The sequence below is a fragment of the Bacillus cereus group sp. Bce019 genome, assembly GCF_051781745.1.
In the GTDB taxonomy this organism is placed as follows: domain Bacteria; phylum Bacillota; class Bacilli; order Bacillales; family Bacillaceae_G; genus Bacillus_A; species Bacillus_A cereus.
Genome location: NZ_JBPWJX010000006.1, coordinates 16,086 through 42,141 on the forward strand (window position 1 = coordinate 16,086; position 26,056 = coordinate 42,141).

The window sequence follows — 26,056 nt, forward strand, 5'->3', positions numbered from 1 at the left end:
AGAAGATGAAAGTTGTACTGTATACTAAAAAAGATTGTGGCCTTTGCGTGAAGGCGAAACAAGTTTTACAGGAAGTACAATGTGAATATTCTTTTCAAATCGAGGAAATAGATATATATGAAGATAATGACCTTTTAGAAAAATATCACTTAATGATTCCGGTTGTAGAAATGGACGGAAAACAAGTAGAATATGGTAACATTCACAAAGGTGTCATAATAAACTATATAAAGAATGCAGTTAAGAGTTGAATAAGTTTCTATCTCCTGTTACAATAATACACGTAGCAGGGATTATTTTTTTAACCTATGTGGGACACAAAATGTCACTACGGGACGTAAAGTGACCACGGAGGAAAAATGAACCGATGTAGTGAGGAGAAAAGATATGCGCTCATGGATTCAGAACACAAAAAAATTATTACCTGATCTGCTACCTGTTATGCAAACGAGAATGCAAATTCTTCAATACATTAGGCTCATGCAGCCGATTGGAAGAAGAAACTTATCAGCAAGTCTCGGTATGACAGAACGAGTATTGCGAAGTGAAGTTCAAGTTTTGAAAGAACAAAACTTAGTTCACGTCGCTTCTTCTGGAATGACTTTGACAGAAGAAGGAACAGCTTTAGTTCTTGCTTTGGAAGACTTTATGAAAGAAATTTCCGGGTTAAAGGTTTTAGAAAAGCAACTTAAGGAAACATTAGACTTGGATGAAGTTTTCGTTGTCCCTGGTGATAGTGATGAATCGCCTTGGGTCAAACTGGAGATGGGCCGTGCTTGTGTGACTTGTATAAAAGACCGTCTGACAGCGAATAATATCGTTGCTGTGGCTGGAGGAACTACGCTAGCTGCTGCTGCGGACATGATGCAGCTTGATTGCAAAGATTTACATATGCTATTTGTCCCAGCACGTGGTGGAATTGGAGAAGGCGTCGAATTAGAAGCCAACACCATTTGTGCCAAAATGGCGCAAAATACGATGAGTAATTATCGCTTATTGTATGTTCCAGACCATGTTAGTAGCGAAGCATATGCGTCTATTGTGACAGAGCCTTCCGTGAAAGAAGTTCTTGAGTTGATTCGATCTTCCAATATCGTCATTCATGGAATAGGTGATGCGTTAACAATGGCACGTCGCAGAAATACTTCAGAAGCAGATTGGTTAAAGATTCAGGCAAGCGAAGCAGTTGGCGAAGCTTTCGGTTATTACTTTAATGAACAAGGAAATGTTGTTCATAAAGTAAGAACAGTTGGTATGCAACTTGAGGATTTACAAAATGTATCTCACGTTGTTGCAGTCGCTGGAGGTTCTTCAAAGGCAAAGGCAATACAAGCTGTAATTAAACAAGGGCACACTTCAATTCTAATTACAGATGAAGGTGCAGCAAAACAGTTAACAAAGGGTATTACCCTTTAATATAATCCCCCAAGGAGGAAATTCAAATGACTAAAATTGGTATTAATGGATTTGGACGTATCGGACGTAACGTATTCCGCGCAGCTCTTAACAACTCTGAGGTAGAAGTAGTAGCAATCAACGACTTAACAGATGCTAAAACATTAGCTCACCTTTTAAAATATGACACAGTTCACGGAACTTTAAATGCAGAAGTATCTGCTAACGAAAACAGCATCGTTGTTAACGGTAAAGAAATTAAAGTTATCGCTGAGCGTGACCCAGCTCAATTACCATGGAGCGACTACGGAGTAGAAGTGGTAGTAGAATCTACTGGACGTTTCACTAAAAAATCAGACGCTGAGAAACACTTAGGTGGATCAGTTAAGAAAGTTATCATCTCAGCTCCAGCTTCTGACGAAGATATCACTGTAGTTATGGGTGTTAACCACGAACAATACGATGCAGCTAACCACAACGTAGTATCTAACGCTTCTTGTACTACAAACTGTCTAGCTCCATTCGCTAAAGTATTAAACGAAAAATTCGGCGTAAAACGCGGAATGATGACAACAATTCACTCTTACACTAACGACCAACAAATCTTAGACTTACCACACAAAGATTTACGTCGTGCTCGTGCAGCAGCTGAAAACATGATCCCAACATCTACTGGTGCGGCTAAAGCTGTAGCATTAGTATTACCAGAACTTAAAGGTAAATTAAACGGTGGCGCTGTACGTGTTCCAACTGCTAACGTTTCTCTAGTTGACCTAGTTGTTGAACTTGACAAAGAAGTAACAGTTGAAGAAGTAAATGCAGCATTCAAAGCAGCAGCTGAAGGTGAATTAAAAGGTATCCTTGGATACAGCGAAGAGCCATTAGTATCTATCGACTATAACGGATGTACAGCTTCTTCTACAATCGATGCATTATCTACAATGGTAATGGAAGGTAACATGGTTAAAGTACTTTCTTGGTACGATAACGAAACTGGTTACTCTAACCGCGTAGTAGACCTAGCAGCTTACATGACTTCAAAAGGTCTTTAATTCTTAATTATATAAGTTATCAATGACAAAACGAGGGAGAGGGTTTGTTCCCTCTCTCTCTTCTTTCGTTTTAAAAGCAAATGTGTTAAGCTTTTGAGTGGGTTTTGTCAATCCTAACTAGTAGTCGGAGGGAAATCCAATGAACAAAAAATCAATTCGTGACGTAGATTTAAAAGGTAAGCGTGTATTTTGCCGCGTTGATTTCAACGTACCTATGAAAGAAGGCAAAATTACAGATGAAACTCGTATCCGTGCAGCTCTTCCTACAATTCAATATTTAGTAGAGCAAGGTGCGAAAGTTATTTTAGCAAGTCACTTAGGCCGTCCAAAAGGTCAAGTAGTAGAAGAAATGCGTTTAACTCCAGTAGCAGCACGTTTAGGCGAGCTTCTTGGTAAAGACGTTAAAAAAGCGGACGAAGCATTCGGACCAGTTGCACAAGAAATGGTTGCAGCAATGAACGAAGGCGACGTATTAGTTCTTGAAAACGTACGTTTCTATGCGGGCGAAGAAAAGAACGATGCAGAACTTGCGAAAGAATTTGCAGCTCTTGCTGACATCTTCGTAAACGATGCATTCGGTGCAGCTCACCGTGCTCACGCTTCTACAGCAGGTATCGCAGACTACCTACCAGCAGTATCTGGTCTATTAATGGAAAAAGAGTTAGATGTACTTGGTAAAGCACTTTCTAACCCAGAACGTCCATTTACAGCTATCATTGGTGGTGCGAAAGTAAAAGATAAAATCGGTGTAATTCGTCATCTATTAGACAAAGTAGATAACTTAATCATCGGTGGTGGACTTGCTTACACATTCGTTAAAGCTTTAGGTCATGAAATTGGTCTATCTCTATGTGAAGACGACAAGATCGAACTAGCTAAAGAATTTATGCAACTTGCAAAAGAAAAAGGCGTAAACTTCTACATGCCAGTTGATGTTGTAATCACTGAGGAATTCTCTGAAACTGCAACAACTAAAATCGTTGGTATCGACTCTATCCCTTCTAACTGGGAAGGCGTGGACATCGGTCCTAAAACACGTGAAATTTATGCAGATGTAATTAAAAATTCTAAGCTTGTTGTATGGAATGGACCAATGGGTGTATTCGAAATGACTCCATTCGCAGAAGGTACAAAAGCAGTAGGACAAGCATTAGCAGATGCAGAAGATACATACTCTGTTATCGGCGGTGGTGACTCTGCAGCAGCTGTTGAAAAATTCGGTATGGCTGATAAAATGAGCCACATTTCTACTGGCGGCGGTGCGTCATTAGAATTCATGGAAGGTAAAGAGCTTCCAGGTGTAGTTTGTCTTAACGACAAATAAGTAGCAGCCAAAGAAAAAGGACGGTGCAAAGCATGCGTAAACCAATTATCGCAGGTAACTGGAAAATGAATAAAACTCTATCAGAAGCAGTTAGCTTCGTAGAGGAAGTTAAAGGTCAAATCCCAGCAGCTTCAGCTGTTGATGCAGTAGTTTGCTCCCCAGCTCTATTCTTAGAGCGCCTTGTAGCAGCAACTGAAGGGACTGACTTACAAGTAGGTGCACAAAACATGCACTTCGAAAAAAATGGTGCATTCACTGGCGAAATTAGCCCAGTAGCACTTAGCGACTTAAAAGTTGGCTATGTAGTACTTGGCCACTCTGAGCGTCGTGAAATGTTTGCTGAAACAGATGAGTCAGTAAACAAAAAGACTATCGCAGCATTTGAACATGGTTTAACACCAATCGTATGTTGTGGTGAGACTTTAGAAGAGCGCGAAAGCGGAAAAACATTTGATCTAGTAGCAGGTCAAGTGACAAAAGCACTTGCAGGTTTAACAGAAGAGCAAGTTAAAGCAACTGTTATCGCTTATGAGCCAATCTGGGCTATCGGTACAGGTAAATCTTCTTCTTCTGCAGATGCAAACGAAGTATGTGCGCACATCCGTAAAGTTGTTGCAGAAGCTGTTTCTCCAGAAGCTGCAGAAGCTGTTCGTATCCAATACGGCGGTAGCGTAAAACCAGAAAACATTAAAGAGTATATGGCACAATCTGACATCGACGGCGCTTTAGTTGGCGGTGCTAGCTTAGAGCCAGCTTCGTTCTTAGGTCTTCTGGGGGCGGTAAAATGAGAAAGCCAACAGCTTTAATCATTCTTGACGGTTTCGGACTTCGTGAAGAAACTTACGGGAATGCTGTAGCACAAGCTAAGAAACCTAATTTTGATGGTTACTGGAACAAATTCCCTCACACAACGCTTACAGCTTGTGGCGAGGCAGTAGGTCTTCCAGAAGGTCAAATGGGTAACTCTGAGGTTGGTCACTTAAATATCGGTGCTGGCCGCATTGTATATCAAAGCTTAACACGCGTTAACGTTGCAATTCGTGAAGGTGAGTTCGATAAGAACGAAACGTTCCAAAGTGCAATTAAAAGCGTAAAAGAAAAAGGTACTGCACTTCATTTATTTGGTTTACTTTCTGACGGTGGTGTGCACAGTCACATGAACCACATGTTTGCTCTTCTTCGCTTAGCAGCTAAAGAAGGCGTTGAGAAAGTATACATTCATGCATTCTTAGATGGCCGCGATGTTGGACCAAAAACAGCACAAAGCTATATCGATGCAACAAATGAAGTAATTAAAGAAACAGGAGTAGGACAATTCGCGACTATCTCTGGTCGTTATTACTCCATGGACCGTGACAAGCGTTGGGATCGCGTAGAAAAATGTTACCGTGCTATGGTGAATGGTGAAGGCCCTACTTATAAATCAGCAGAAGAGTGTGTAGAAGACTCTTATGCGAACGGTATTTATGATGAATTCGTATTGCCGTCTGTAATTGTTAACGAAGATAACACGCCAGTTGCAACAATCAATGATGATGATGCAGTTATCTTCTATAACTTCCGTCCAGACCGTGCAATTCAAATTGCTCGTGTATTTACAAACGAAGACTTCCGTGAGTTCGATCGTGGTGAAAAAGTACCTCACATTCCAGAATTCGTATGTATGACACACTTCAGTGAAACTGTAGATGGTTACGTGGCATTCAAGCCAATGAACCTTGATAACACTTTAGGTGAAGTTGTTGCGCAAGCGGGATTAAAGCAACTTCGCATCGCGGAAACTGAAAAGTATCCGCACGTTACATTCTTCTTTAGCGGTGGTCGTGAGGCTGAATTCCCAGGAGAAGAGCGTATCTTAATTAACTCACCAAAGGTTGCAACGTATGACTTGAAACCTGAAATGAGCATTTACGAAGTAACGGACGCTTTAGTAAATGAAATCGAAAATGATAAACATGATGTTATCATTCTTAACTTTGCGAATTGTGATATGGTTGGCCATTCTGGGATGATGGAACCAACAATTAAAGCAGTAGAAGCAACTGACGAATGTTTAGGAAAAGTTGTAGAAGCGATTCTTGCAAAAGATGGTGTAGCACTTATTACTGCTGACCATGGTAATGCGGATGAAGAATTAACTTCTGAAGGAGAGCCAATGACAGCTCATACAACTAACCCGGTTCCTTTCATCGTTACTAAGAACGACGTAGAATTACGTGAAGATGGTATCTTAGGTGATATCGCTCCAACAATGCTTACACTTCTTGGTGTTGAGCAACCGAAAGAAATGACAGGTAAAACAATTATTAAATAATTTGCTTATATAAAAAGGAGAGAATTTATTATGTCAACAATTATTGATGTTTATGCTCGCGAAGTCCTTGACTCTCGTGGTAACCCAACTGTAGAAGTAGAAGTTTACACAGAAAGCGGCGCTTTCGGACGCGCTATCGTACCAAGTGGTGCATCTACTGGTGAGCACGAAGCAGTAGAATTACGTGACGGTGACAAATCTCGTTACCTTGGTAAAGGTGTTGTTAACGCAGTAAACAACGTTAACGAAATTATCGCTCCAGAAATCGCTGGTTTCGATGTAACTGACCAAGCTGGTATCGACCGTGCTATGATCGAATTAGATGGCACTCCAAACAAAGGTAAACTAGGCGCTAACGCTATCCTTGGTGTATCTATGGCAGTAGCTCACGCAGCAGCTGACTTCGTAGGTCTTCCATTATACCGTTACCTTGGTGGATTCAATGCAAAACAATTACCAACTCCAATGATGAACATCATCAACGGTGGTTCTCACGCTGATAACAACGTTGACTTCCAAGAGTTCATGATCTTACCAGTTGGTGCTCCAACATTCAAAGAATCAATCCGTATGGGTGCTGAAGTATTCCATGCACTTAAAGCTGTATTACATGACAAAGGTCTTAACACTGCAGTAGGTGACGAAGGTGGATTCGCTCCAAACCTTGGTTCTAACCGTGAAGCTTTAGAAGTAATCATCGAAGCTATCGAAAAAGCTGGTTACAAAGCTGGCGAGAACGTATTCTTAGGAATGGACGTTGCTTCTTCTGAGTTCTACAACAAAGAAACTGGTAAATATGACCTTGCAGGCGAAGGCCGTACTGGCTTAACTTCTGCAGAAATGGTTGATTTCTATGAAGAGCTTTGCAAAGACTTCCCAATCATCTCTATCGAAGATGGTTTAGACGAAAACGACTGGGATGGTCACAAATTATTAACTGAGCGTATCGGTGATAAAGTACAATTAGTTGGTGACGATTTATTCGTAACTAACACTCAAAAACTTGCTGAAGGTATCGAAAAAGGTATCTCTAACTCAATCTTAATTAAAGTTAACCAAATCGGTACTTTAACTGAGACTTTCGAAGCTATCGAAATGGCTAAACGTGCTGGTTACACAGCAGTTGTATCTCACCGTTCTGGTGAAACTGAAGATGCTACAATCGCTGACATCGCAGTTGCAACTAACGCTGGCCAAATCAAAACTGGTTCTATGAGCCGTACTGACCGTATTGCTAAGTACAACCAATTATTACGCATCGAAGACGAACTAGGCGAAATCGCTGTTTACGATGGTATCAAATCTTTCTATAACATCAAACGATAATTGTAGAAAATAAACGACAGACCGTGAGAAATCACGGTCTGTTTTTTTATGCTAAAATTGTTCACCCGTCATAAGTGACATGAAATGTTTGAAGAAGCGGTTATAATCAAAATCAATTGCTATTTGATGACTCGGCCAATCAATAAATGATTTAGATTCTCCTAAAGAGCGAAATTCTCCAATGCTTGCCCCCTGTGCATAAGATTCTGTCATGACAACGATAGGTGATTTGTGATAGGTAAACATAGAGTTATCAAGTAAAGCGAGTATTGGTATTGTGTCATGGAAGGGGCTCCCCTTTAAATGTGGTAGGGCGTCTTTATAGTATCCGTAGTAATAATGATCAAATAACGGTTTGACAAGTGGAGCTTTTCCTTTTGCCTCAATGTATTCTGCCATTTCTGTTGTAATGATGGAGTATTGAGTGACGTTTAATGGGTATATGTACATGTTAGCTGCGGATTGAAGGACTATATTAGCGGCAGTAGGATCGCCATAAAAGTTTGCTTCGGAAATAGGGGTAACATTACCAGGATGTAAAAAGGCACCGCCCATTACATAGTAAGATTTAATTTGTTTCATTAACTGTTTGCACATGATAAACAAAATTGCTAGGGAGGTAAGTCTTCCTAAACTCACAATAATTAATTCATCTTTATACTGTTCAATAAGAGGAATAACTTCAAAAAAATTCTCCATTTCTCCGTTAGTTACATTCACCTTTGGAATAATTGGCCCAAGCCCCTGTTTCCCATGTACATCTGTAAAAAAAGCAGGAGGGGCACCAGTAATTGGCCGTTCTGATCCACCAAAGATTTTGATATTTCTATCCTTTACTTCGTTTGTAAGAAAATGAGCATTTTCTACTGCCATTTTTTTTGAAACATTGCCGTAATCAGCAACGATACCGACGATTTCTATTTCATCGATAAAGAATGCTAAGAGGAGAGCCATCGTATCATCAATCCCAGGATCACAAAAAATGAGAACTTTTTTGGGCATATGTTCACCACCTATCTTGTTTATCCCGTACAAACCGGCTTGGTGAGGGCTAATAATCAATAAGGATGAGGAAAACCTCAATGATTAAAGTTTCACTTTATATATATGTAAGTTTAAGGATAAAAAGATTATTTTATTGAAATAATAGTCTTTTAAATTCAGAAAATAAAAACTTTTTATATTAGGTCAAGGTTTTTGACGTAATTTTCGTTTGAAAATGCAGTCATATCAAGGTTGTAAGCGTATAACATAGGCTGTTTTTGCTGTCAAGTTGATAAATTGCAGCTTTTTACAATTTATACTATGATAAAGATATTAACAGAAGATCGTATAAACATGAGGGATGATGAACATGAAATTTACAAAGATTCTTGTCCAAATTGCTGCTCTTTACGTGTTTTATATGGTTGGAACTTGGGTGCAAGAAATGTTAAATATTCCGATTCCAGGAAGTTTGATTGGAATGTTCCTCTTACTTGTTTTACTTAGCCTAAAAGTTCTTCCAGTGAAATGGTTCGATTTAGGAGCAGAAACACTCGTTGCTATTATGCCGTTTTTATTAATTCCGCCAACGCTTGGCCTAATGAATTACGGTGCTTTTTTTATGAGTAAAGGAATTTCTCTTTTCATTACAGTTGTAGCGAGTACATTTTTAATTATTATTGTCGCAGGACATACAGGACAATATCTTGCGAATAGGAAGGAAAGAGAGTCGCGATGAGCCAAATATTAATCGGAATCGGTTGGGTTCTTTTTACGGTGCTATTATATCAATTATCTAAAAAAATCTATAAATTATTTCCAACACCATTCACCATTCCAATGCTTGTAGCAACTGGATTAATGGCTTTCCTATTTATCGTGCTTGATATACCATATCAACATTATATGGAAAGTGGTGGTGGCTGGATTGCAAAGCTACTTGGACCCGGTGTTGTAGCGTTTGCAATTCCTCTTTATAAACAACGTCATGTTCTGCAAAAATATGTTGTACCGATTGCTGGTGGCGTATTAGTAGGTACAACAGTTGCAATCGCTAGTGATTTTGCTATTGCTTCACTTATGGGAACAGATAAAAGCTTAATTTTATCTTCTTTACCAAAATCGGTGACAATGCCAGTTGCGATGAGTGTTTCTGAACAAGTTGGTGGTGTACCTTCCTTAACAGCAGCTTTCGTTGTTATCGCAGGTATTACTGGAACGATTACAGGACCTCTTTTATTAAAATGGAGCCGTGTTACAAACTCAGTTGGTAAAGGTATCGGATTTGGATGTGCTTCTCATATTATGGGCGTGATGAGAGCGATGAAAAATAACGAACATGAAGGTGTTATTGGATCGGTAACAATGACATTAACAGCAATTTTGACATGTTTACTTGGACCGTTATTTGCAATGATGTTTATGTAATGGAAGAAAAGCGAGAGCGACTCTATAGCTCTCGCTTTTCTATAGGATTTATGCTACAGTTACAATAACTGAATCTTTGTAGGAGGTACGCCAAGTGCATACGTTATTATCAGTTTTACTTATTATTGTATCGATTTTAATGATTGTTATGGTACTTATGCAATCTAGTAATAGCTCAGGCCTTTCAGGTGCAATTTCAGGCGGTGCGGAGCAATTATTTGGTAAGCAAAAAGCACGTGGAATTGAAGCGGTATTAAACCGTATTACAATCGTTTTAGCTGTATTGTTCTTCGTATTAACAATTGCTGTTACGTACTTAAACTTATAGAATTGAAAGAAGAAGCGTTAGTAAGATGTACTAATGGTTCTTCTTTTTTTGTTTTGTCATTTGAAAGATGTTTCTAATTAGATTATAGAAATATAAATATGGTACACTAGATATAGAAAGAATACGACTAGATTACAGAAGAGAAAGAGGAGAAGTACATGATGAAATTAGCATCTCCGAAACCATTTACATTTGAGGGTGGAGACCGCGCTGTTTTATTACTACATGGATTCACAGGGAACTCAGCTGATGTACGTATGTTAGGGCGTTTCTTAGAAAAGAAAGGCTATACTTGTCATGCGCCAATTTATAAAGGGCACGGTGTACCACCAGAAGAGCTTGTTCATACAGGTCCTGAAGATTGGTGGCAAGACGTAACGGAGGCATATCAGCTTTTAAAAGATAAAGGTTTTGAGAAAATTGCTGTCGTTGGATTGTCACTTGGCGGAGTATTTTCTCTAAAATTAGGTTATACAGTACCGGTTTTAGGTGTAGTACCAATGTGTGCACCAATGTATATTAAGAGTGAAGAAACGATGTACCAAGGTATATTGGCATATGCCCGCGAATATAAAAAGCGTGAGCAAAAATCACCAGAACAAATTGAACAAGAAATGTTGGAATTCCAAAAGACACCGATGAGTACATTAAAAGCATTACAACAATTAATTGCTGATGTACGTAACAATGTGGATATGATTTATGCACCAACATTTGTTGTACAAGCGCGTCATGACGAAATGATTAATACAGATAGTGCGAACATTATTTATAACGGTGTAGAATCAACGTTAAAAGACATTAAATGGTATGAAGACTCTACGCATGTCATTACACTTGATAAACAACGTGACGAGCTACATGAGGATGTATATAACTTCTTGGAGCAACTAGATTGGTAAGATCTAGTTGCCTCTTTTTTTCATAAGGAATTTTTTGTGAAAACTGTAAAAATCATAAGGGGAGTATTGAAGTTTCGCTTTATACATCCCCTATCTTTCGGATACACTAAATAATATAAGGTTTTAAAGGAGGTATTTTTACTTGGAAGAAATCACACAAGAACATATTGATAAGTTGTTATTATTTATGAGAGAAGAAGCGTATAAACCGCTAACGATACAAGAGTTAGAAGAGGCATTTGGAATTGAAGGTTCTGAGGGCTTTAAAGATTTTGTAAAAGCACTTGTAATGATGGAAGAGAAGGGACTTGTTATTCGTACTCGTAGCAACCGTTACGGTCTTCCTGAAAAGATGAATTTAATACGCGGTAAGTTAATTGGACATGCACGTGGTTTTGCATTCGTTGTACCAGATGAGAAGAAAACGGGAGACGATGACCTTTTCATACCGCCTACAGAGTTAAACGGTGCACTTCATGGCGATACAGTATTAGCACGCCTTAGTTCTCAATCAAGCGGTTCACGTCAAGAAGGTTCAATTGTACGCATTTTAGAGCGTGGAACGAAAGAACTAGTTGGTACATATACAGAATCGAAAAACTTTGGGTTCGTTATACCTGACAATAAGCGCTGGACAAGTGACATTTTCGTATTGAAAAGTGCATCTATGGGCGCTGTAGAAGGTCATAAAGTAGTTGTGAAAATTACAAGCTATCCAGAGAATCGTTTAAGTGCAGAAGGTGAAGTTATTCAAATTCTAGGTCATAAAAATGATCCAGGAGTAGATATTTTATCTGTCATTCATAAACATCACTTGCCTTTAGCGTTCCCTGAAGAAGTGATGGAACATGCAAACAGTGTACCAGAAACGATTTCAGAAGAAGATTTAAAAGATCGCCGCGACCTACGTGATCAAATGATCGTAACGATTGATGGTGCAGATGCGAAAGACTTAGATGATGCTGTTACAGTAACGAAGCTCGAGAACGGTAACTACAAGCTTGGCGTTCACATTGCGGACGTAAGTCATTACGTTCAAGAAGGTTCTCCAATTGATGTTGAAGCAGCGGAAAGAGCGACGAGTGTGTATCTTGTTGACCGTGTAATTCCGATGATTCCACATCGTCTATCTAACGGTATTTGTTCATTAAATCCGAAAGTAGACCGTCTGACATTATCTTGTGAAATGGAAATCAACAACTTAGGTGATGTTGTTAAACACGAGATTTTCCAAAGTGTGATTAAAACGACAGAGCGTATGACGTATGCTGACGTAAGAAGCATTTTAGAAGATGAGGACGAAGAGTTAATTAAGCGTTATGAGCCACTCGTACCGATGTTTAAAGAGATGGGCCAATTGGCACAAATTTTACGTGAAAAACGTATGCGCCGCGGTGCAATTGACTTTGACTTTAAAGAAGCGAAAGTATTAGTGGATGAAGAAGGAAAACCGACAGACGTTGTCATGCGCGATCGTTCTGTATCAGAGAAGTTAATTGAAGAATTTATGCTTGTTGCGAATGAAACAGTAGCAGAACACTTCCACTGGATGAACGTACCGTTTATGTACCGTGTCCATGAAGATCCGAAAGAAGATAAGCTTGAGCGTTTCTTTGAGTTTGTAACGAACTTCGGATATGCGGTAAAAGGACGCGCGAATGAAGTGCACCCTCGTGCGCTGCAACAAATTCTTGAAATGGTTCAAGGACAGCCAGAAGAAGTAGTTATTTCAACAGTTATGCTTCGTTCTATGAAGCAAGCTCGTTATGATGCGGATAGTTTAGGACATTTCGGTTTATCAACTGAGTTCTACACACATTTCACATCACCAATTCGTCGTTACCCAGATACAATCGTTCATAGATTAATTCGTGAATACATTATTAATGGTAAAGTCGACAATGAAACGCAAGCGAAATGGCGTGAAAAATTACCTGAGATTGCAGAGCACTCTTCTAATATGGAGCGTCGTGCAGTTGAAGCAGAACGTGAAACAGACGAAATGAAAAAAGCAGAGTATATGGTTGATAAAATCGGCGAAGAGTATGATGGTATGATTAGCTCTGTAACAAACTTCGGTTTATTCGTAGAGCTTCCAAATACAATTGAAGGTCTTGTACACGTTAGTTATTTAACGGATGATTACTACCGTTATGACGAGCAACATTTCGCTATGATCGGAGAACGTACAGGAAACGTATTCCGCATCGGTGACGAAATTACAATTCGCGTTATTAACGTAAACAAAGACGAGCGTGCAATCGACTTTGAAATCGTTGGCATGAAAGGCACACCTCGCCGTAAGTTCAAAGATCGTCCAGTCGTTATCGAGCAGCCAAGAACAGGCAGAAAGAAACGCGGTGGACGTAGCGAGCGCAGTAATGAGCGCGGCGGAGAACGTGGCACAGGAAGAAAATTTGATCGCAGTGGTAAAGGAAAAGGAAGAGGATCTGCATCTGCATCCTCGTCAGCTAGCCAACCAGGGAAAAAAGATGGTAACGGCAAGAAGAAAAAAGCATTCTTCGAAAACGTACCAGGATTCAAGAAGAAAAAGAAAAAGCGTAAGTAAGAAAAGGATGGCTTCGCTTTGATGAAAAGCGGGGCTTTTTCTTTTTTCTTGGTGGCTTGAGAGCGAGCCACTTTCGCTTTTTATTAACATTTGTTACAATAGTTAAAATAGAGGAGGGACGTTATATGCCAAAGGGTACAGGTAAGGTTATTGCACAGAACAAAAAAGCATTTCATGATTATTTCATCGAAGAAACATACGAAGCAGGGCTTGTCCTTCAAGGAACGGAAATTAAGTCGATTCGCGCTGGACGCGTAAACTTGAAAGATGCATTTGCTCGTGTACATAATGGTGAAGTATGGGTTCATAATATGCATATTAGTACGTACGAACAAGGGAATCGTTTCAACCACGATCCGCTTCGCACGAGAAAGTTACTTCTTCATAAAAAAGAAATCGAGAAGTTAACGGGTGCTTCAAAAGAGACAGGATATGCCCTAGTTCCAGTTAGAATCTATTTGAAAAATGGATTTGCGAAAATGGCACTTGGTTTAGCAAAAGGTAAGAAGCAATACGATAAACGTCACGATTTAAAAGAGAAAGAAGCTAAACGTGAAATTGCACGCGCGTTCCGTGATCGCCAAAAGATGTAATACAGATATTTACATTTGTAAAATGGAGCGCGTATGTTATAATAATTTATGTAAGGTTGTTGCACATTGAAAAATAGCTCTTAGTAGCTATCACGATATTTTCTTCGTATGCTCCATTTTTATCATGGGGACGTTACGGATTCGACAGGGATAGTTCGAGCTTAGGTTGCGAGTCGAGGGGATCGGCCTCGTTAAAACGTCAAAGCCTATAATTGGCAAACAAAACAATCTTTCTTTAGCTGCTTAATTGCACTAAAGGTTCCTCCCTCCATCGTCCATGTGGTAGGGTAAGGGACTCAAACTAAGTGGACTACGCCGGAGTTCGCCGTCTGAGGACAAAGGAAGAGAACAACCAGACTAGCAACTTGGAAGCCTGTCGATAGGCCGAAGAGTTCGCGAAATGCTAATATATCGACTACACTCGTAGAAGCTTAAGTGCCGATATTTTTGGACGTGGGTTCGACTCCCACCGTCTCCACCAATACATATTTGGTGGTTTTTTTATTTTGTATGTGATATGAACCATAAGTTTGCCGGAACGGCAAGCTTATGGTTCTTTTTGTTTGCGGCAAACTTATGCTTCTTTTTAAGTATGAGAATTGGTGTTTGGTTAGAATTTAACTAGTGATTCTATTCTTATCGGGATAAATTTACAAGGAATTCAATAAAAAAAGGCGGCGAAAAAATGCCATCCTTTTTATTTTTTTATACTTCCGACTTCCTCTTTTAGTGATTTTTTCATATTTTTTAACAAACTTTTCATTCGTTTGTTATGGTATTTTAGAAATTCTTCTGTATTATCATTAAATCGAGCAATGAGAAAATCCATTATTTTTTCTTGTAACATAATAGAATCTTCTACAAGTTGATAGCAAATCTTTTCAGTTCTTTCATTAATAAATTCTTCTCCTTCAACAGTAACAACCAATTCGAAAATTTTAGTGAAGGTGAAAATTACAAATAATCGAATCATTAATGGTTCATTATTTTTAGAAATTGTAAAATTGAGATTTTCTTGATAGTAGTCAATAAGTCCAAAATTACAATGGCTGAATCGAGATAATACATCATAGAAGTGAGTAAAATATTTCTTATCTAAGCCCATTTTAAAGGTACTCGGGTTTTCTTGCTTTCCAATCTCCTCCTGATTTCGGTTTACTAGTACCCCATCTGATTGAACATTATAAAAGGCTAAAGCAACTTTTATAGGGTTTTTAATAAAGTTATCAAGTTTGTGTTCATTTTCATGTAGATATCGAGTACTTAAATAATTTTCAAAAATACTTCGTACTAACATCATTACATCTTCATTGTGCCCAGCTTTTAATAAATGTCGGATACTTATTAGTGTCTTAGTACTTTTAGTAAAAGAAAAGTACTCAAAATCATATGTAAGCTTTACGGATGTGACGTTATAAGATAAAAGGTCATGTGTTCCATAGGGGAAACATGAATAATCTACAAATTTCTTGGATTGCAAAATAAATTGATTTAGAATTTTATCTAATTTTTTGATATATTGTTCCTCCATCAATATCCCCTCCTTCTTTAATTTAAACAAAATATTGTATCAAAGGAAATCAATAATATAGTTTTTATGCTATTCGTTATAAAAATTTATTGCGATATTATGATTTGAAAATAAGTCTTCTGCAAGTTTAGGGATATTTTGAATGAAGATTTTACTATATTAGAGCTTAAAACCCATATCTTTCATTAGTCCGCTTTTGATAACATATTCCATTTACTTAACGTCCTTAAGTAAATGGAAATAATCATAATAGAAATGTATTTATGTTTTAAAGGCGTTAATGTAAAATGAAGTTAATATATGGATTAATAAGGAATTATATGCAATGTGGATGAATTCCGAAGGAATAAAAAAGATAAGAAGATAAAATTTTGTTTTTTAAGCTGGTAGCAATCATTTATTTTGGTAAGAAGCTTGCTATTAGGTAGATAAAGATGTTCTTTAAAATTTAAATCTCGATTGTAAAAGTAATGATCAATCAGACTAGAATGGCAGATGCAACTAGAGGAGAGGTAAGAAAAGAGGAATTAAAAGGAATGTGAAAATATAATTCAATTACCATAATACCGTAATAGATGCCGAGGTCAAATGAAAAATTTTATCATTCCAAAAACAATGTATAGGGAGCATTGGTATATAAGGGCGGTGTTTTAATGACTAAAGGTGATAAATTGATTTCGACTATAGGATACGTATTAATAGTGATGGCTATCGTTAATATGGTATATCCTGATTCAAATATTATGGGTGCGAATTTTAAAAATGGTGTTTCAGTGTTCACTTTTTTTTATGCTTTATCAGCTGGATTGACTACAATTTCAGAAAATAAGTTTAGAAAATCCTGGAATTCCTGGTTAAGTAACATACTGTTGATATTGGCGATAGGATTAGGCTTAACAGTAGGATGGTTAACAAATATAGACGTTTTAAAAAATAACATTATTACACCTATAGTTGATAATTTTATCTCTAATGGGACACTTATGATACTAAATCTAGGTCTTTTATTCGTAAACATTAGACTTAATGAAAAGAAAGAAGAACAAAAAGAAAAAATATATGAAAAAAGATTAAAAGATGAAGTTAGATTAGCTAAAAAAGAAGTGTTACAAGAGGTGCTAAAAAGTGTGAAAAAAGATAATTAAATAAGGGAGATTGTTTTAAGATGGATGCTTATAATAAGGTTGTTGTTGAAAGTGATTATAGAGTTAATTTAGAAATGAAAAGAGATGGGGAAAAACTTTTATCATCTTGGCAAATTTCATCCTTTATTGAAAACTTATCAAGAAGTTATTATAAGAATGAGTTGTTAAATACTATTGAAAGTTACATTAATAAAGGAACAGATTTAGAAAATATATTCATAATAGATGAATCTTTTAAGTTAAATAACATCTATAAAAATCTTGGCATTTTAAATCTTAGAAATGAGAGAGATGCAAAAACCTTATATCATTTGGGAAAACCCATAGGAATGTTCCCGAATGAAAAATTAATAAAAATAAATTGTATGTTTGAGATATTTAGGAAAGTGAATGAGACCCTAAGTGAATACAAAGTAAAGAGTTTGAATAAAGAGAAGTTAAGTGGTTTGATAACTTTTTCTATAAGCCCGAACACTACAATGATCGCAATAAAAGAAAAAATTATTAGTTTGGCAAATGAAAACCTCAATCAATCGGGTCAAGAAGAAGTAAGAAATACCGAACAGAATAAAAAAATAGATCGGAAAAAATTAGCCAATTCTTTAGAGTCCAGTACTGTTAAGGTAATTTCATCTTATCAAAAAATGGAATCTGATTTTATAAGTATCGCTATTGCAAAAGAAAGTATCCTTGCAAATGATATTAAAGATATTAATGAAACGCCATCTAATATAATAGGATATTTTAATACTTTTAAATCAACTTTTGATAATCTGATTAGACCTATAATTGGTATTTATGATCCAAATGACAATAGTGTCGAAATTATTTGTAGAGACTTTATAGATAAAACTTTATATGTTGAAGAGAATAAACGATTTTTAGATATTAAAAGTATTTCAAGGAATAGTCCATTAGCTGTTTGTGTTGTTTTGGGTGTAGGTGGTTTAACATTCTTAAGTAGGCATATTACGGTTGCACTGGATGAACGTTTATTACAGAAACAACAAGCTGAATCCACTGTAAATATTAGTGAAGAACATGAAATAGCGGATCTAATGAGCGAAATTAAACAAGCTATTGAAGAAAGGGAAAATAACAAAGAGATAAATATTACAGATGCTACCCAAAATATACTTGATAATTTAAGAAGAGGTAATGAAGGGCGGTTCGTAGAAAATGCTAAAGATTATGGCTTTCTAAATGAACATGCCATATTAAAAGTGAGAAAAGAAGCATAAGCCCGTTCTAAAGTTAGGACGAAATTAAAAATATAATTGTTTAATTTTTAATGTAAGATACTTCACTACACCAAAAATAACTAAAGCATGTGCTTATAGCACCATTAGATAAAGAAATTGAAAAAACTGTAATAATTGTTTTGAGCTTTTTGCATCAGACCATTAAAGAAAATGAAAATAACATACCAAAAAAGAGGTGTTTTTATGGTATCAGTTACTCAGAGGATTTCTAAAGTTAAACAGCCAAGAGGTGGGTATATTAAACCTAAAGATTTCAATATTATCGAATTACATGATGGTATTGATTTGTATGAAGAAGAAAATATACATAGTACTTTGATTGGACTAGCTGTTGATTATCTTACTCGGTTTACTATGGGAACTTCTTTAGAAAAAGCTTTTAAAATTTCTCTTAGAGGTGCATCGAGGGTTAATGAGAGCGATTGTGCTGAAGAATTATTAAACGGAATTAGTGGTCTTGATGATAATTCAATAGAGAATGCGTGCAAATTGGTAGGGTTTGATACTGCTTTTAGAGCTGGTATTGCAAGTTATAAGCCAGTGCATACTATTCAGCCAGATTTCTCTACTATTTCTAATATTAGAAATATGGTAGAGCGTAGTAGGACTTTGAACGATAATTATGGACCGATTGTAAAAGTTGGTTTCACTTTTGAAGGTGGTTATACTCAGCTTATATCAAGTGGAGATGGTGATTTTTTAACTGAAACGACTTTATGGGATTTTAAAGTTTCAAAGAAAGATCCGACTAATAAAAATACTTTACAGTTGCTTATATATTATTTAATGGGTGTTCATTCTATTCATTCCGAATTCAAACAAATTGAGAATTTAGGGATATTTAATCCTCGTTTAAATAAAGTCTATTTACTACCGATAAGTACAATATCTAATGAGATTGTCAATGAAGTTAATACTACTGTTATAGGATATTGATGAATTTTTCTTGAGAAATGGTAAATTTGAAATGAAGGTGCGATGTTTTGAAAATAGTTTAATCATTTATAATAAAGTTCCATCAAAATGACGGCATAATTTTTAAAAAAACCTTCCGTATCAATGTTTGAACAAAAATTTTAATCAATATTTTTTATGAAAATCAAATTAATAAATGAAAAACAACCATTTTGATTAATCTTTGTTTAAAATGGTTGTTTTTCATTTACTAAAAAATAAGGATTCATCTAATATTTAATAACATTAATATTTTCAGTAATTATGAGTATAAATCTTTTTTGATTCATTGTGTTTTTGTAATTTTAAAGAATTACTTGTTTTTGTGTAATTCACATGGTAATGTTAAATTTGTCATTAAGTAATTTATAAGAATTACAAAAGGAGGGGCGGCGTGAAAATAGATGAGGTTGCAATAATTAAAGTAGGTCAAAATATTTCAAGAATCCCTGATGAGGAGCTTAATAACAATATATTTTATACATTTGATGATTTGAATTTTGATCTAACACATCTAGATGACGAATATGTGAAAAAGAATGAGAATTCGCAAAGTGATTATCTTGCATATAGAGGTGATATTGTAATTAGCTTTGTAGGTACAAGGGCGACTGTCATAACAGAAAGTAATCAAGGGAAGTTACTTAATCAGAATTTCGCGAAAATCATTATTGAGGAATCATTGATTAATCCGTATTATTTCTGCTATCTCCTAAATGAATCTAACCAGATTCGTAAACAAAAGCTGATGTTTATGCAGGGTTCTACTTTACCTAAAATGACACCAGCTATTTTAAAGGATTTACATATTAATTTGCCTAATCTTCAAAAGCAATCATTGATTGGTAGAGCTTATTTTAACTTATGTAAACGTCAATATTTATTAAAACAGCAATCTGAATTAGAAGAACAATTTTTTTTGAAAATGATTCAAAAATCAGATGTGGAAAATAACTAATTTACTAGGAGTGGAATAAATGGAAGAAAAAAACTCGAAAACACTATACCAAGCATTATGGAATTCAGCTGATATTTTACGCTCTAAAATGGACGCAAATGAATATAAAAGTTACCTATTAGGATTAGTTTTTTATAAATACTTATCAGATAAGATGCTTATGCATGCTACATCATTACTTGAAGTACCAACAACCAACCTAGAAGTCGCACAAAAAGCCTATGCAGAAGCGTGCCAAGATGAAGATGTGAAAGACGATTTACTTGGTGAATTACAATACGACTTTTCTTACACGCTTGAACCTAACTTAACCTTTACAGCACTTGTTCAAGCAATCCATAAAGGGCTATTCCAATTAGAAGATTTAGCACAAGGTTTCCGCAATATCGAGCAATCAAGTGAAACATTTGAAAACCTATTTGAAGATGTCGATTTATACTCGAAAAAATTAGGTTCAACACCTCAAAAGCAAAATCAAACGATTGCGGAAGTGATGAAAGAATTATCCGTCTTGAACGTTGCAGGACATGATGGGGACATGCTAGGCGATGCTTATGAATACTTAATCGGTCAATTTGCATCGGATTCAGGTAAGAAAGCAGGCGAATTTTACACGCCACAAGCCATTTCAACGCTTATGACAAGAATCGTCTTACATGACAAAGAAAATAAAAAAGGCTTCTCGGTGTATGATCCAACAATGGGATCGGGTTCACTTCTATTAAACGTGAAGAAATACTCGAATGAAGCTGGAACAATTTCATACTTCGGACAAGAGCTAAATACGTCTACATATAATTTGGCTCGTATGAACATGATTTTGCATGGTGTAGATACTGCCAACCAACATTTGAACAATGCAGATACATTGGACCAAGACTGGCCTACTGATGAACCAACGAACTTTGATGGTGTATTAATGAATCCGCCGTATTCGGCTAAATGGACTGCGGAAAAAGGATTCTTAGATGATCCACGCTTTTCAATGTATGGTGTATTAGCACCGAAATCGAAAGCAGACTTTGCTTTCTTACTACATGGTTTCTATCACTTGAAAGATAGTGGTGTGATGGCGATTGTATTGCCACATGGCGTTTTATTTAGAGGGAATGCAGAAGGTAAGATTCGCAAGATCTTATTAGATAACGGAGCAATTGATACGGTGATCGGGCTACCATCGAATATTTTCTTTAATACATCTATCCCAACGACTGTTATTATCCTAAAGAAAAATCGTTCAACAAAAGATGTATTATTTATTGACGCATCAAACGAATTTGAAAAAGATAAAAATCAAAATGTCTTAAAAGATGAACATATCGACAAAATGCTTGAAACATATATACAACGTGAAGATGTTGAAAAATACGCACATGTAGCTTCTTTCGATGAAATCGTTGAAAATGCTTACAACTTAAATATCCCTCGCTATGTGGACACGTTTGAGGAAGAAGAAGAAATTTCACTTGTTGAGCTATCAGGTGCAATGCGACAAACACAGCAAGAACTCCAACAAGCTGAACAAAACTTATTCGCGATGTTGAATAAATTGGAAGGTACGAATGAAGATGCTCAAAAAGAACTTCAATGTCTTATCCAAGCAATATGTGGTGAAAAGAATGAGTAAGAATGTGCCTAACGTGAGGTTTGAGGGATTTGTTGATAAATGGAGAAAAGCTTCGATTGATGAAATTATGTCTATCCGTAAAGAAACAGGTAATCAAAACGATTACAGTTTAGATGTAGAATTAGAAAATTTAGTAAGTGATATGGGCGTTTTAATTGGAGATTTATCGATTCGCACACAATCAAATTCTATTTTTCGAAAAGGAGATATTCTATTTGGTAGATTACGTCCTTATTTAAATAAATGGTGGCTTTCGAATACGGAAGGTGTTAAAAGTGGTGAAATATGGGCCTTTTATCCTCAAGGTGAAAATTCGAACGTTTTTTTATACAGTTTAATTCAGACATATAAATTTTTATCTGTGGCTAATACTTCTTCTGGAACTAAAATGCCACGTTCAGATTGGAGTAACTTATCTAATGTAGTTGTTTACCTCCCACAATTCGAAGAACAACAAAAAATCGGTTCTTTCTTCAAACAACTCGACGATACAATTGTTTTGCAACGAAAATTGGTCGAACAGCAGCAACAATATAAAAAAGCCATGCTGCAAAAAATGTTTCCACAAAAAGGCGAACGTGTGCCGAAAGTTCGGTTTGATGGGTTTAGTGAGGATTGGACTGAGTTAAAAATGGGAGAAGTATTTGAACAAACAAATGAGTATATTAATCCCAAAGAATCTAACTTAGAATTATTTAGTTTAACTGTTGAAAAAGGATTAACTCAAAAAACCGCAAGGTATAATCGAGAATTTCTTGTGAAAAAAGCAGATAAATTCAAAAAAGTCGGTCCAAATGAGTTTGTATATAACCCTATGAACATGACGTTAGGGGCTGTTGGTTTTAATGACTCCAATTTCAGTGTTGCAGTTTCTGGATATTATGTAACGATGAAAATTAAAATGGAATGTAATAATGAGTACTTTAGAATAGTTCTTACGTCGTCTCAAGCGATTCGTTTATATAAGTTGTATGCCACTGGATCGCTTATAGAGAAACAACGAGTGCAATTTCCAACTTTTTCAGAAATAAGCATTAAAGTCCCTGTTCTCGAAGAACAACAAAAAATCGGTGCATTTTTCAAGCAATTGGACGATACAATTGCCCTTCATCAGAAAAAGCTCGAAGATTACCAACAACTAAAAAAAGCGTTGCTACAGCGCATATTCGTTTAAAAAAATCCAAATGAGGTGAGCATATGGTCCGTTCTTTTGTGTCTGAATCAGAATTAGAAGATAGCTTGATTAAGCAATTAATTCGTGGTGAATCCCAATGGACATATCGTGGGGATTTACATACGGAAGATGATTTATGGCAAAACTTTAAAAAAAAGCTTGAAAATAATAATAAAGATGTACTGAATGAGGTTCCTTTGACTGAACAAGAATTTCGTCAAATTCAAGAACAATTACACTTTGTGAATTTCTATGAAGCTGCCAAATGGCTAGCGGGCGAAAATGGGGTTGCGAAAGTACAGGTGCAGCGAGAAGATGCTGCACTTGGTACGATTCGTCTAAAAGTATTGAATCGAGCAGATATTGCAGGTGGTATATCCTCTTATGAAGTCATTAATCAATATCAAAGTAATCGTCGTGCAAAAGAGGATCAAGAACGTCGCTTTGATGTAACATTACTAATCAATGGATTACCGATGATTCATATTGAACTAAAAACTCGAAAACACTCCTATATGGATGGATTTCGACAAATTAAAAAGTATTTGAAAGAAAATAAATTTACAGGTATTTTTTCTGCGGTTCAGATGTTTGTTGTGTCGAATGGAACGGACACGCGCTATATTGCAACGGCGCGTGACGAGAAATTGAATGAACAGTTCTTAAGTAAATGGGTGGACCATGAAAATCAGCCCATCAATAATTACCTAGATTTTGCTAAAGCGGTATTATCCATCCCACAAGCGCACAAAATGGTGACGCAATATACAGTCATTGATAGTGTGAAAAAATCATTGATTTTGCTTCGTCCCTATCAAATCCATGCGATTGAAGCTGTTAAAGAAGCATCTCGTCGACAAGAGTCGGGTTATGTGTGGCATACGACGGGATCAGGTAAAACCTTAACATCATACAAAGTAGCACGTAATCTATTACAAATACCGTCCTTACAAAAGACTGTCTTTATCGTGGATCGTGTCGATTTAGATCAACAAACAACAGGTTCATTCGAATCGTATGCTGAACATGATGTCATTGATATAGATGAAACGAATAATGTAAATGATTTGATTAAGAAGCTATTATCTGATGAACGAACCGTCGTTGTGACAACGATTCAAAAGCTAAACCATGTGATGAAACGTTTTGAAGGACAAGATGATAACAAGAAAGCTAGGGCACTTCACCAATTGAAAATAGCGTTCGTGGTTGATGAATGTCATCGAGCAGTATCGCCACAAAAACAAAAAGAAATTAAAGAGTTCTTTATTCGTTCGTTATGGTACGGTTTCACAGGTACCCCTATTTTTGCTGAAAATGCGAAAAAAGTAATGGGTAATCTGCCACGTACAACAGAAGGGCAATATGGACACCGATTGCACGAATATACTGTAAAAGAAGCTATTTATGATAAAGCAGTGCTTGGTTTCCAAATCGAATATAAAAATACCTTTTCAGAAGAAGAACTCGATGAAGTGTTAGTGCAATTAGATTGTGAAATAGATATAAGTGATCTCACAATGGAGGAAAAAGAAGCACGTTTACCGAGGCGCGTATATGAAGATGAACGTCATATGCTGGAAGTAGTTCATTCGATTATCAATAAATCACGTAATAAACTCGGCTTTCAAAATGGAGTTGGTAAGACGTATAATGCAATTCTAACAACTTCTTCTATTGCACAGGCACAACGTTATTATGATTTATTTAAACGTGTAAAAGCGGGAGAAACAACTGTTGAAATTAGTGAGAAGACGAAACGTGTTTTACCTGATTTTCCTAAAGTAGCAATGACGTATTCGATTTCTGAAAATGAAGAATCGTCTATTGAAAACCAAGAGAAGATGAAAGAAGCGCTGCGTGATTATAATGCGGAGTTCGGTACAAGTTATACAATTGAAACGATACGAGCATATAACCGCAATGTAAATGATCGATTAGCACGTAAAAAGGAGCAATTCCTTCCACGCTCCGAGCAATTGGATATTATCATTGTAGTAGACCGTTTATTAACCGGTTTTGATGCGCCTTGTCTATCAACCCTATTTATTGACCGCCCTGCAATGAAGCCGCATGATTTAATTCAGGCCTTTTCACGTACAAACCGCTTGTTTGATAAAGCAAAGAAATACGGACAAATCGTTACTTTCCAAACACCAGCTATTTTCGAAGAGAAGGTGAAGCAAGCACTTGTTCTTTACTCAAATGGTGGTGAAAATGAGGTCACCGCCCCAATATGGGAAGAGGCCCATGATACATTCTTAACAGCCATTGAGGAATTACGTGAAGTGGCTTCAATTCCAAAATCCATTGATGTAGATGGTATGGAAAAAGCACAGCTGCAGAAATTTGCAAAAGCCTATCAAGCTTTAGACCGAGCATTTGCGAATATTCAGGTATATACAGAATATAACGATGCGCAACTAGGCACAACATATCCTATTCAATTGGATGAAATTGAGGAATATCACGGTAAATACGTCAATGCTTTAGAGAAACTACGCAAGGAAAAAGAGGATGTAGACGAGATAGATATCAATATCGAATATGAACTCGAATCGGTTAAAACAGAAGAAATTAATTACGAGTATATTTTACAGCTAATCCAGGCTTTCGTGCCGAATACGCAAGAAGAAGCTGAAAAGAAACCAACAGCGGACAAAACAGTGGATGAAGTCAATCAATATATCGGATGGTTGAAGAAAAGTAATCCTAATTTGGCTGGACTCATGGAAGAATTATGGACAAAAATTCAAGCGAATCCAGAAGCCTACCGTGGTCAATACGTATCTTCTATATTAGAAGAAATGATTCAGCGGACTATCGATGCGCTTCTTGACACCTTTGTTCAGAAGTGGTGGGTACAAAAAGAAGAACTTGCATTTATGGTTGCGAACTATAATCCCAACCTTGAAAAACAAAATAGTGAGGCTGAATTAAAGCGTACAAGCAATTATGAAGCATATAAGGAACACGCGACTAATCCAGTAATTAAACTAAAATATTGGAAAACAGTCAAAAGTGCTTTTGAAGATATGATGATTCATGATGTCTTGCCATTACAAAAGAGATAGATTAAAAGAGAGTACAATTTATATTTTATAAGATTAAAAAAACGCTAAGTTGTCTCATTTGAAATAACAATACGATTTGGTAAAATATGATCAAAAATGTAAGTAGGAATGGTGGA

The 26,056-nt window shown here is 36.5% G+C and carries 22 protein-coding genes and 1 other RNA gene; 21 read left to right on the forward strand and 2 right to left on the reverse strand.

Going from position 1 to position 26,056, the window contains the following annotated elements; all coding sequences use genetic code 11:
- Positions 1 to 5: 5 nt before the first annotated feature.
- The 7 genes from ACS2QP_RS11255 (at position 6) to eno (ending at position 7,411) form a co-directional block, all read left to right on the forward strand.
- On the forward strand, positions 6 to 251 hold the full coding sequence (locus ACS2QP_RS11255) for a glutaredoxin family protein (protein WP_000869730.1): 246 nt from the start codon (positions 6 to 8) through the stop codon (positions 249 to 251).
- Positions 252 to 387: 136 nt separating this feature from the next.
- Positions 388 to 1,416, forward strand: a complete 1,029-nt coding sequence (gene cggR / locus ACS2QP_RS11260; RefSeq protein WP_048528176.1) for a gapA transcriptional regulator CggR — start codon at positions 388 to 390, stop codon at positions 1,414 to 1,416.
- A gap of 26 nt (positions 1,417 to 1,442) precedes the next feature.
- The gene (gene gap, locus ACS2QP_RS11265) at positions 1,443 to 2,447 is read left to right on the forward strand and encodes a type I glyceraldehyde-3-phosphate dehydrogenase (RefSeq protein ID WP_000161236.1); all 1,005 of its coding nucleotides are present in this window, start codon (positions 1,443 to 1,445) and stop codon (positions 2,445 to 2,447) included.
- A gap of 139 nt (positions 2,448 to 2,586) precedes the next feature.
- Positions 2,587 to 3,771 (forward strand): phosphoglycerate kinase, encoded by a 1,185-nt coding sequence (locus ACS2QP_RS11270; RefSeq protein ID WP_001036350.1) that lies wholly within the window; start codon positions 2,587 to 2,589, stop codon positions 3,769 to 3,771.
- A 32-nt stretch (positions 3,772 to 3,803) separates the two neighbouring features.
- A complete protein-coding gene (tpiA, locus tag ACS2QP_RS11275) occupies positions 3,804 to 4,559 on the forward strand; it encodes a triose-phosphate isomerase (RefSeq protein ID WP_001231038.1) in 756 nt (251 codons plus the stop codon).
- Complete coding sequence (gpmI, locus tag ACS2QP_RS11280; protein ID WP_001231152.1) at positions 4,556 to 6,085, forward strand: 2,3-bisphosphoglycerate-independent phosphoglycerate mutase; 1,530 nt, start codon at positions 4,556 to 4,558, stop codon at positions 6,083 to 6,085. Before tpiA ends, gpmI begins: the two co-directional genes overlap by 4 nt.
- Positions 6,086 to 6,115: 30 nt before the next feature.
- Complete coding sequence (gene eno, locus ACS2QP_RS11285) at positions 6,116 to 7,411, forward strand: phosphopyruvate hydratase (RefSeq protein WP_000103951.1); 1,296 nt, start codon at positions 6,116 to 6,118, stop codon at positions 7,409 to 7,411.
- A 51-nt stretch (positions 7,412 to 7,462) separates the two neighbouring features.
- Here the strand turns inward: eno and ACS2QP_RS11290 are convergent, their stop codons facing one another.
- A complete protein-coding gene (locus tag ACS2QP_RS11290) occupies positions 7,463 to 8,413 on the reverse strand; it encodes a nucleoside hydrolase (protein WP_332284807.1) in 951 nt (316 codons plus the stop codon).
- A 352-nt stretch (positions 8,414 to 8,765) separates the two neighbouring features.
- Here ACS2QP_RS11290 and ACS2QP_RS11295 point away from each other — a divergent pair, with 352 nt between their 5' ends.
- The 7 genes from ACS2QP_RS11295 to ssrA all read left to right on the forward strand — a co-directional run bounded on the left by ACS2QP_RS11295 (position 8,766) and on the right by ssrA (position 14,696).
- Positions 8,766 to 9,134 (forward strand): CidA/LrgA family holin-like protein, encoded by a 369-nt coding sequence (locus ACS2QP_RS11295; RefSeq protein WP_000673222.1) that lies wholly within the window; start codon positions 8,766 to 8,768, stop codon positions 9,132 to 9,134.
- A complete protein-coding gene (locus ACS2QP_RS11300; RefSeq protein ID WP_000078304.1) occupies positions 9,131 to 9,823 on the forward strand; it encodes an LrgB family protein in 693 nt (230 codons plus the stop codon). The genes ACS2QP_RS11295 and ACS2QP_RS11300 overlap by 4 nt, the downstream gene beginning before the upstream one ends.
- Positions 9,824 to 9,917: 94 nt before the next feature.
- Positions 9,918 to 10,151, forward strand: coding sequence for a preprotein translocase subunit SecG (secG, locus tag ACS2QP_RS11305; RefSeq protein WP_000557263.1), 234 nt, complete (start codon positions 9,918 to 9,920; stop codon positions 10,149 to 10,151).
- A 161-nt stretch (positions 10,152 to 10,312) separates the two neighbouring features.
- Complete coding sequence (gene estA, locus ACS2QP_RS11310) at positions 10,313 to 11,053, forward strand: carboxylesterase (protein ID WP_332284806.1); 741 nt, start codon at positions 10,313 to 10,315, stop codon at positions 11,051 to 11,053.
- A 142-nt stretch (positions 11,054 to 11,195) separates the two neighbouring features.
- The gene (gene rnr / locus ACS2QP_RS11315; RefSeq protein ID WP_438882429.1) at positions 11,196 to 13,622 is read left to right on the forward strand and encodes a ribonuclease R; all 2,427 of its coding nucleotides are present in this window, start codon (positions 11,196 to 11,198) and stop codon (positions 13,620 to 13,622) included.
- Between the two features lie 125 nt (positions 13,623 to 13,747).
- The gene (gene smpB, locus ACS2QP_RS11320) at positions 13,748 to 14,215 is read left to right on the forward strand and encodes an SsrA-binding protein (protein WP_048528182.1); all 468 of its coding nucleotides are present in this window, start codon (positions 13,748 to 13,750) and stop codon (positions 14,213 to 14,215) included.
- A gap of 126 nt (positions 14,216 to 14,341) precedes the next feature.
- Positions 14,342 to 14,696: a transfer-messenger RNA gene (gene ssrA, locus ACS2QP_RS11325) on the forward strand.
- A gap of 216 nt (positions 14,697 to 14,912) precedes the next feature.
- Here the strand turns inward: ssrA and ACS2QP_RS11330 are convergent.
- Positions 14,913 to 15,746 (reverse strand): DUF5677 domain-containing protein, encoded by an 834-nt coding sequence (locus ACS2QP_RS11330; protein ID WP_438882430.1) that lies wholly within the window; start codon positions 15,744 to 15,746, stop codon positions 14,913 to 14,915.
- Positions 15,747 to 16,399: 653 nt separating this feature from the next.
- Here ACS2QP_RS11330 and ACS2QP_RS11335 point away from each other — a divergent pair.
- The 7 genes from ACS2QP_RS11335 to ACS2QP_RS11365 all read left to right on the forward strand — a co-directional run bounded on the left by ACS2QP_RS11335 (position 16,400) and on the right by ACS2QP_RS11365 (position 25,940).
- Positions 16,400 to 16,891, forward strand: coding sequence for a hypothetical protein (locus tag ACS2QP_RS11335; RefSeq protein WP_242298266.1), 492 nt, complete (start codon positions 16,400 to 16,402; stop codon positions 16,889 to 16,891).
- Positions 16,892 to 16,911: 20 nt separating this feature from the next.
- On the forward strand, positions 16,912 to 18,132 hold the full coding sequence (locus ACS2QP_RS11340) for a hypothetical protein (RefSeq protein ID WP_438882431.1): 1,221 nt from the start codon (positions 16,912 to 16,914) through the stop codon (positions 18,130 to 18,132).
- A gap of 204 nt (positions 18,133 to 18,336) precedes the next feature.
- Positions 18,337 to 19,089: a hypothetical protein gene (locus ACS2QP_RS11345; protein ID WP_438882432.1), complete on the forward strand. Its 753-nt coding sequence runs from the start codon at positions 18,337 to 18,339 to the stop codon at positions 19,087 to 19,089.
- Between the two features lie 412 nt (positions 19,090 to 19,501).
- Entirely contained in the window at positions 19,502 to 20,065 is a 564-nt protein-coding gene (locus ACS2QP_RS11350) for a restriction endonuclease subunit S (protein ID WP_438882433.1), read from the forward strand.
- A gap of 19 nt (positions 20,066 to 20,084) precedes the next feature.
- Complete coding sequence (locus ACS2QP_RS11355; RefSeq protein ID WP_242298709.1) at positions 20,085 to 21,692, forward strand: type I restriction-modification system subunit M; 1,608 nt, start codon at positions 20,085 to 20,087, stop codon at positions 21,690 to 21,692.
- On the forward strand, positions 21,685 to 22,866 hold the full coding sequence (locus tag ACS2QP_RS11360; RefSeq protein WP_438882434.1) for a restriction endonuclease subunit S: 1,182 nt from the start codon (positions 21,685 to 21,687) through the stop codon (positions 22,864 to 22,866). The genes ACS2QP_RS11355 and ACS2QP_RS11360 overlap by 8 nt, the downstream gene beginning before the upstream one ends.
- 23 nt (positions 22,867 to 22,889) lie before the next feature.
- Positions 22,890 to 25,940 carry a type I restriction endonuclease subunit R gene (locus tag ACS2QP_RS11365; protein WP_242298711.1) on the forward strand — a complete coding sequence of 1,017 codons (3,051 nt, stop codon included), beginning with the start codon at positions 22,890 to 22,892 and terminating at the stop codon, positions 25,938 to 25,940.
- Positions 25,941 to 26,056 lie beyond the last annotated feature (116 nt).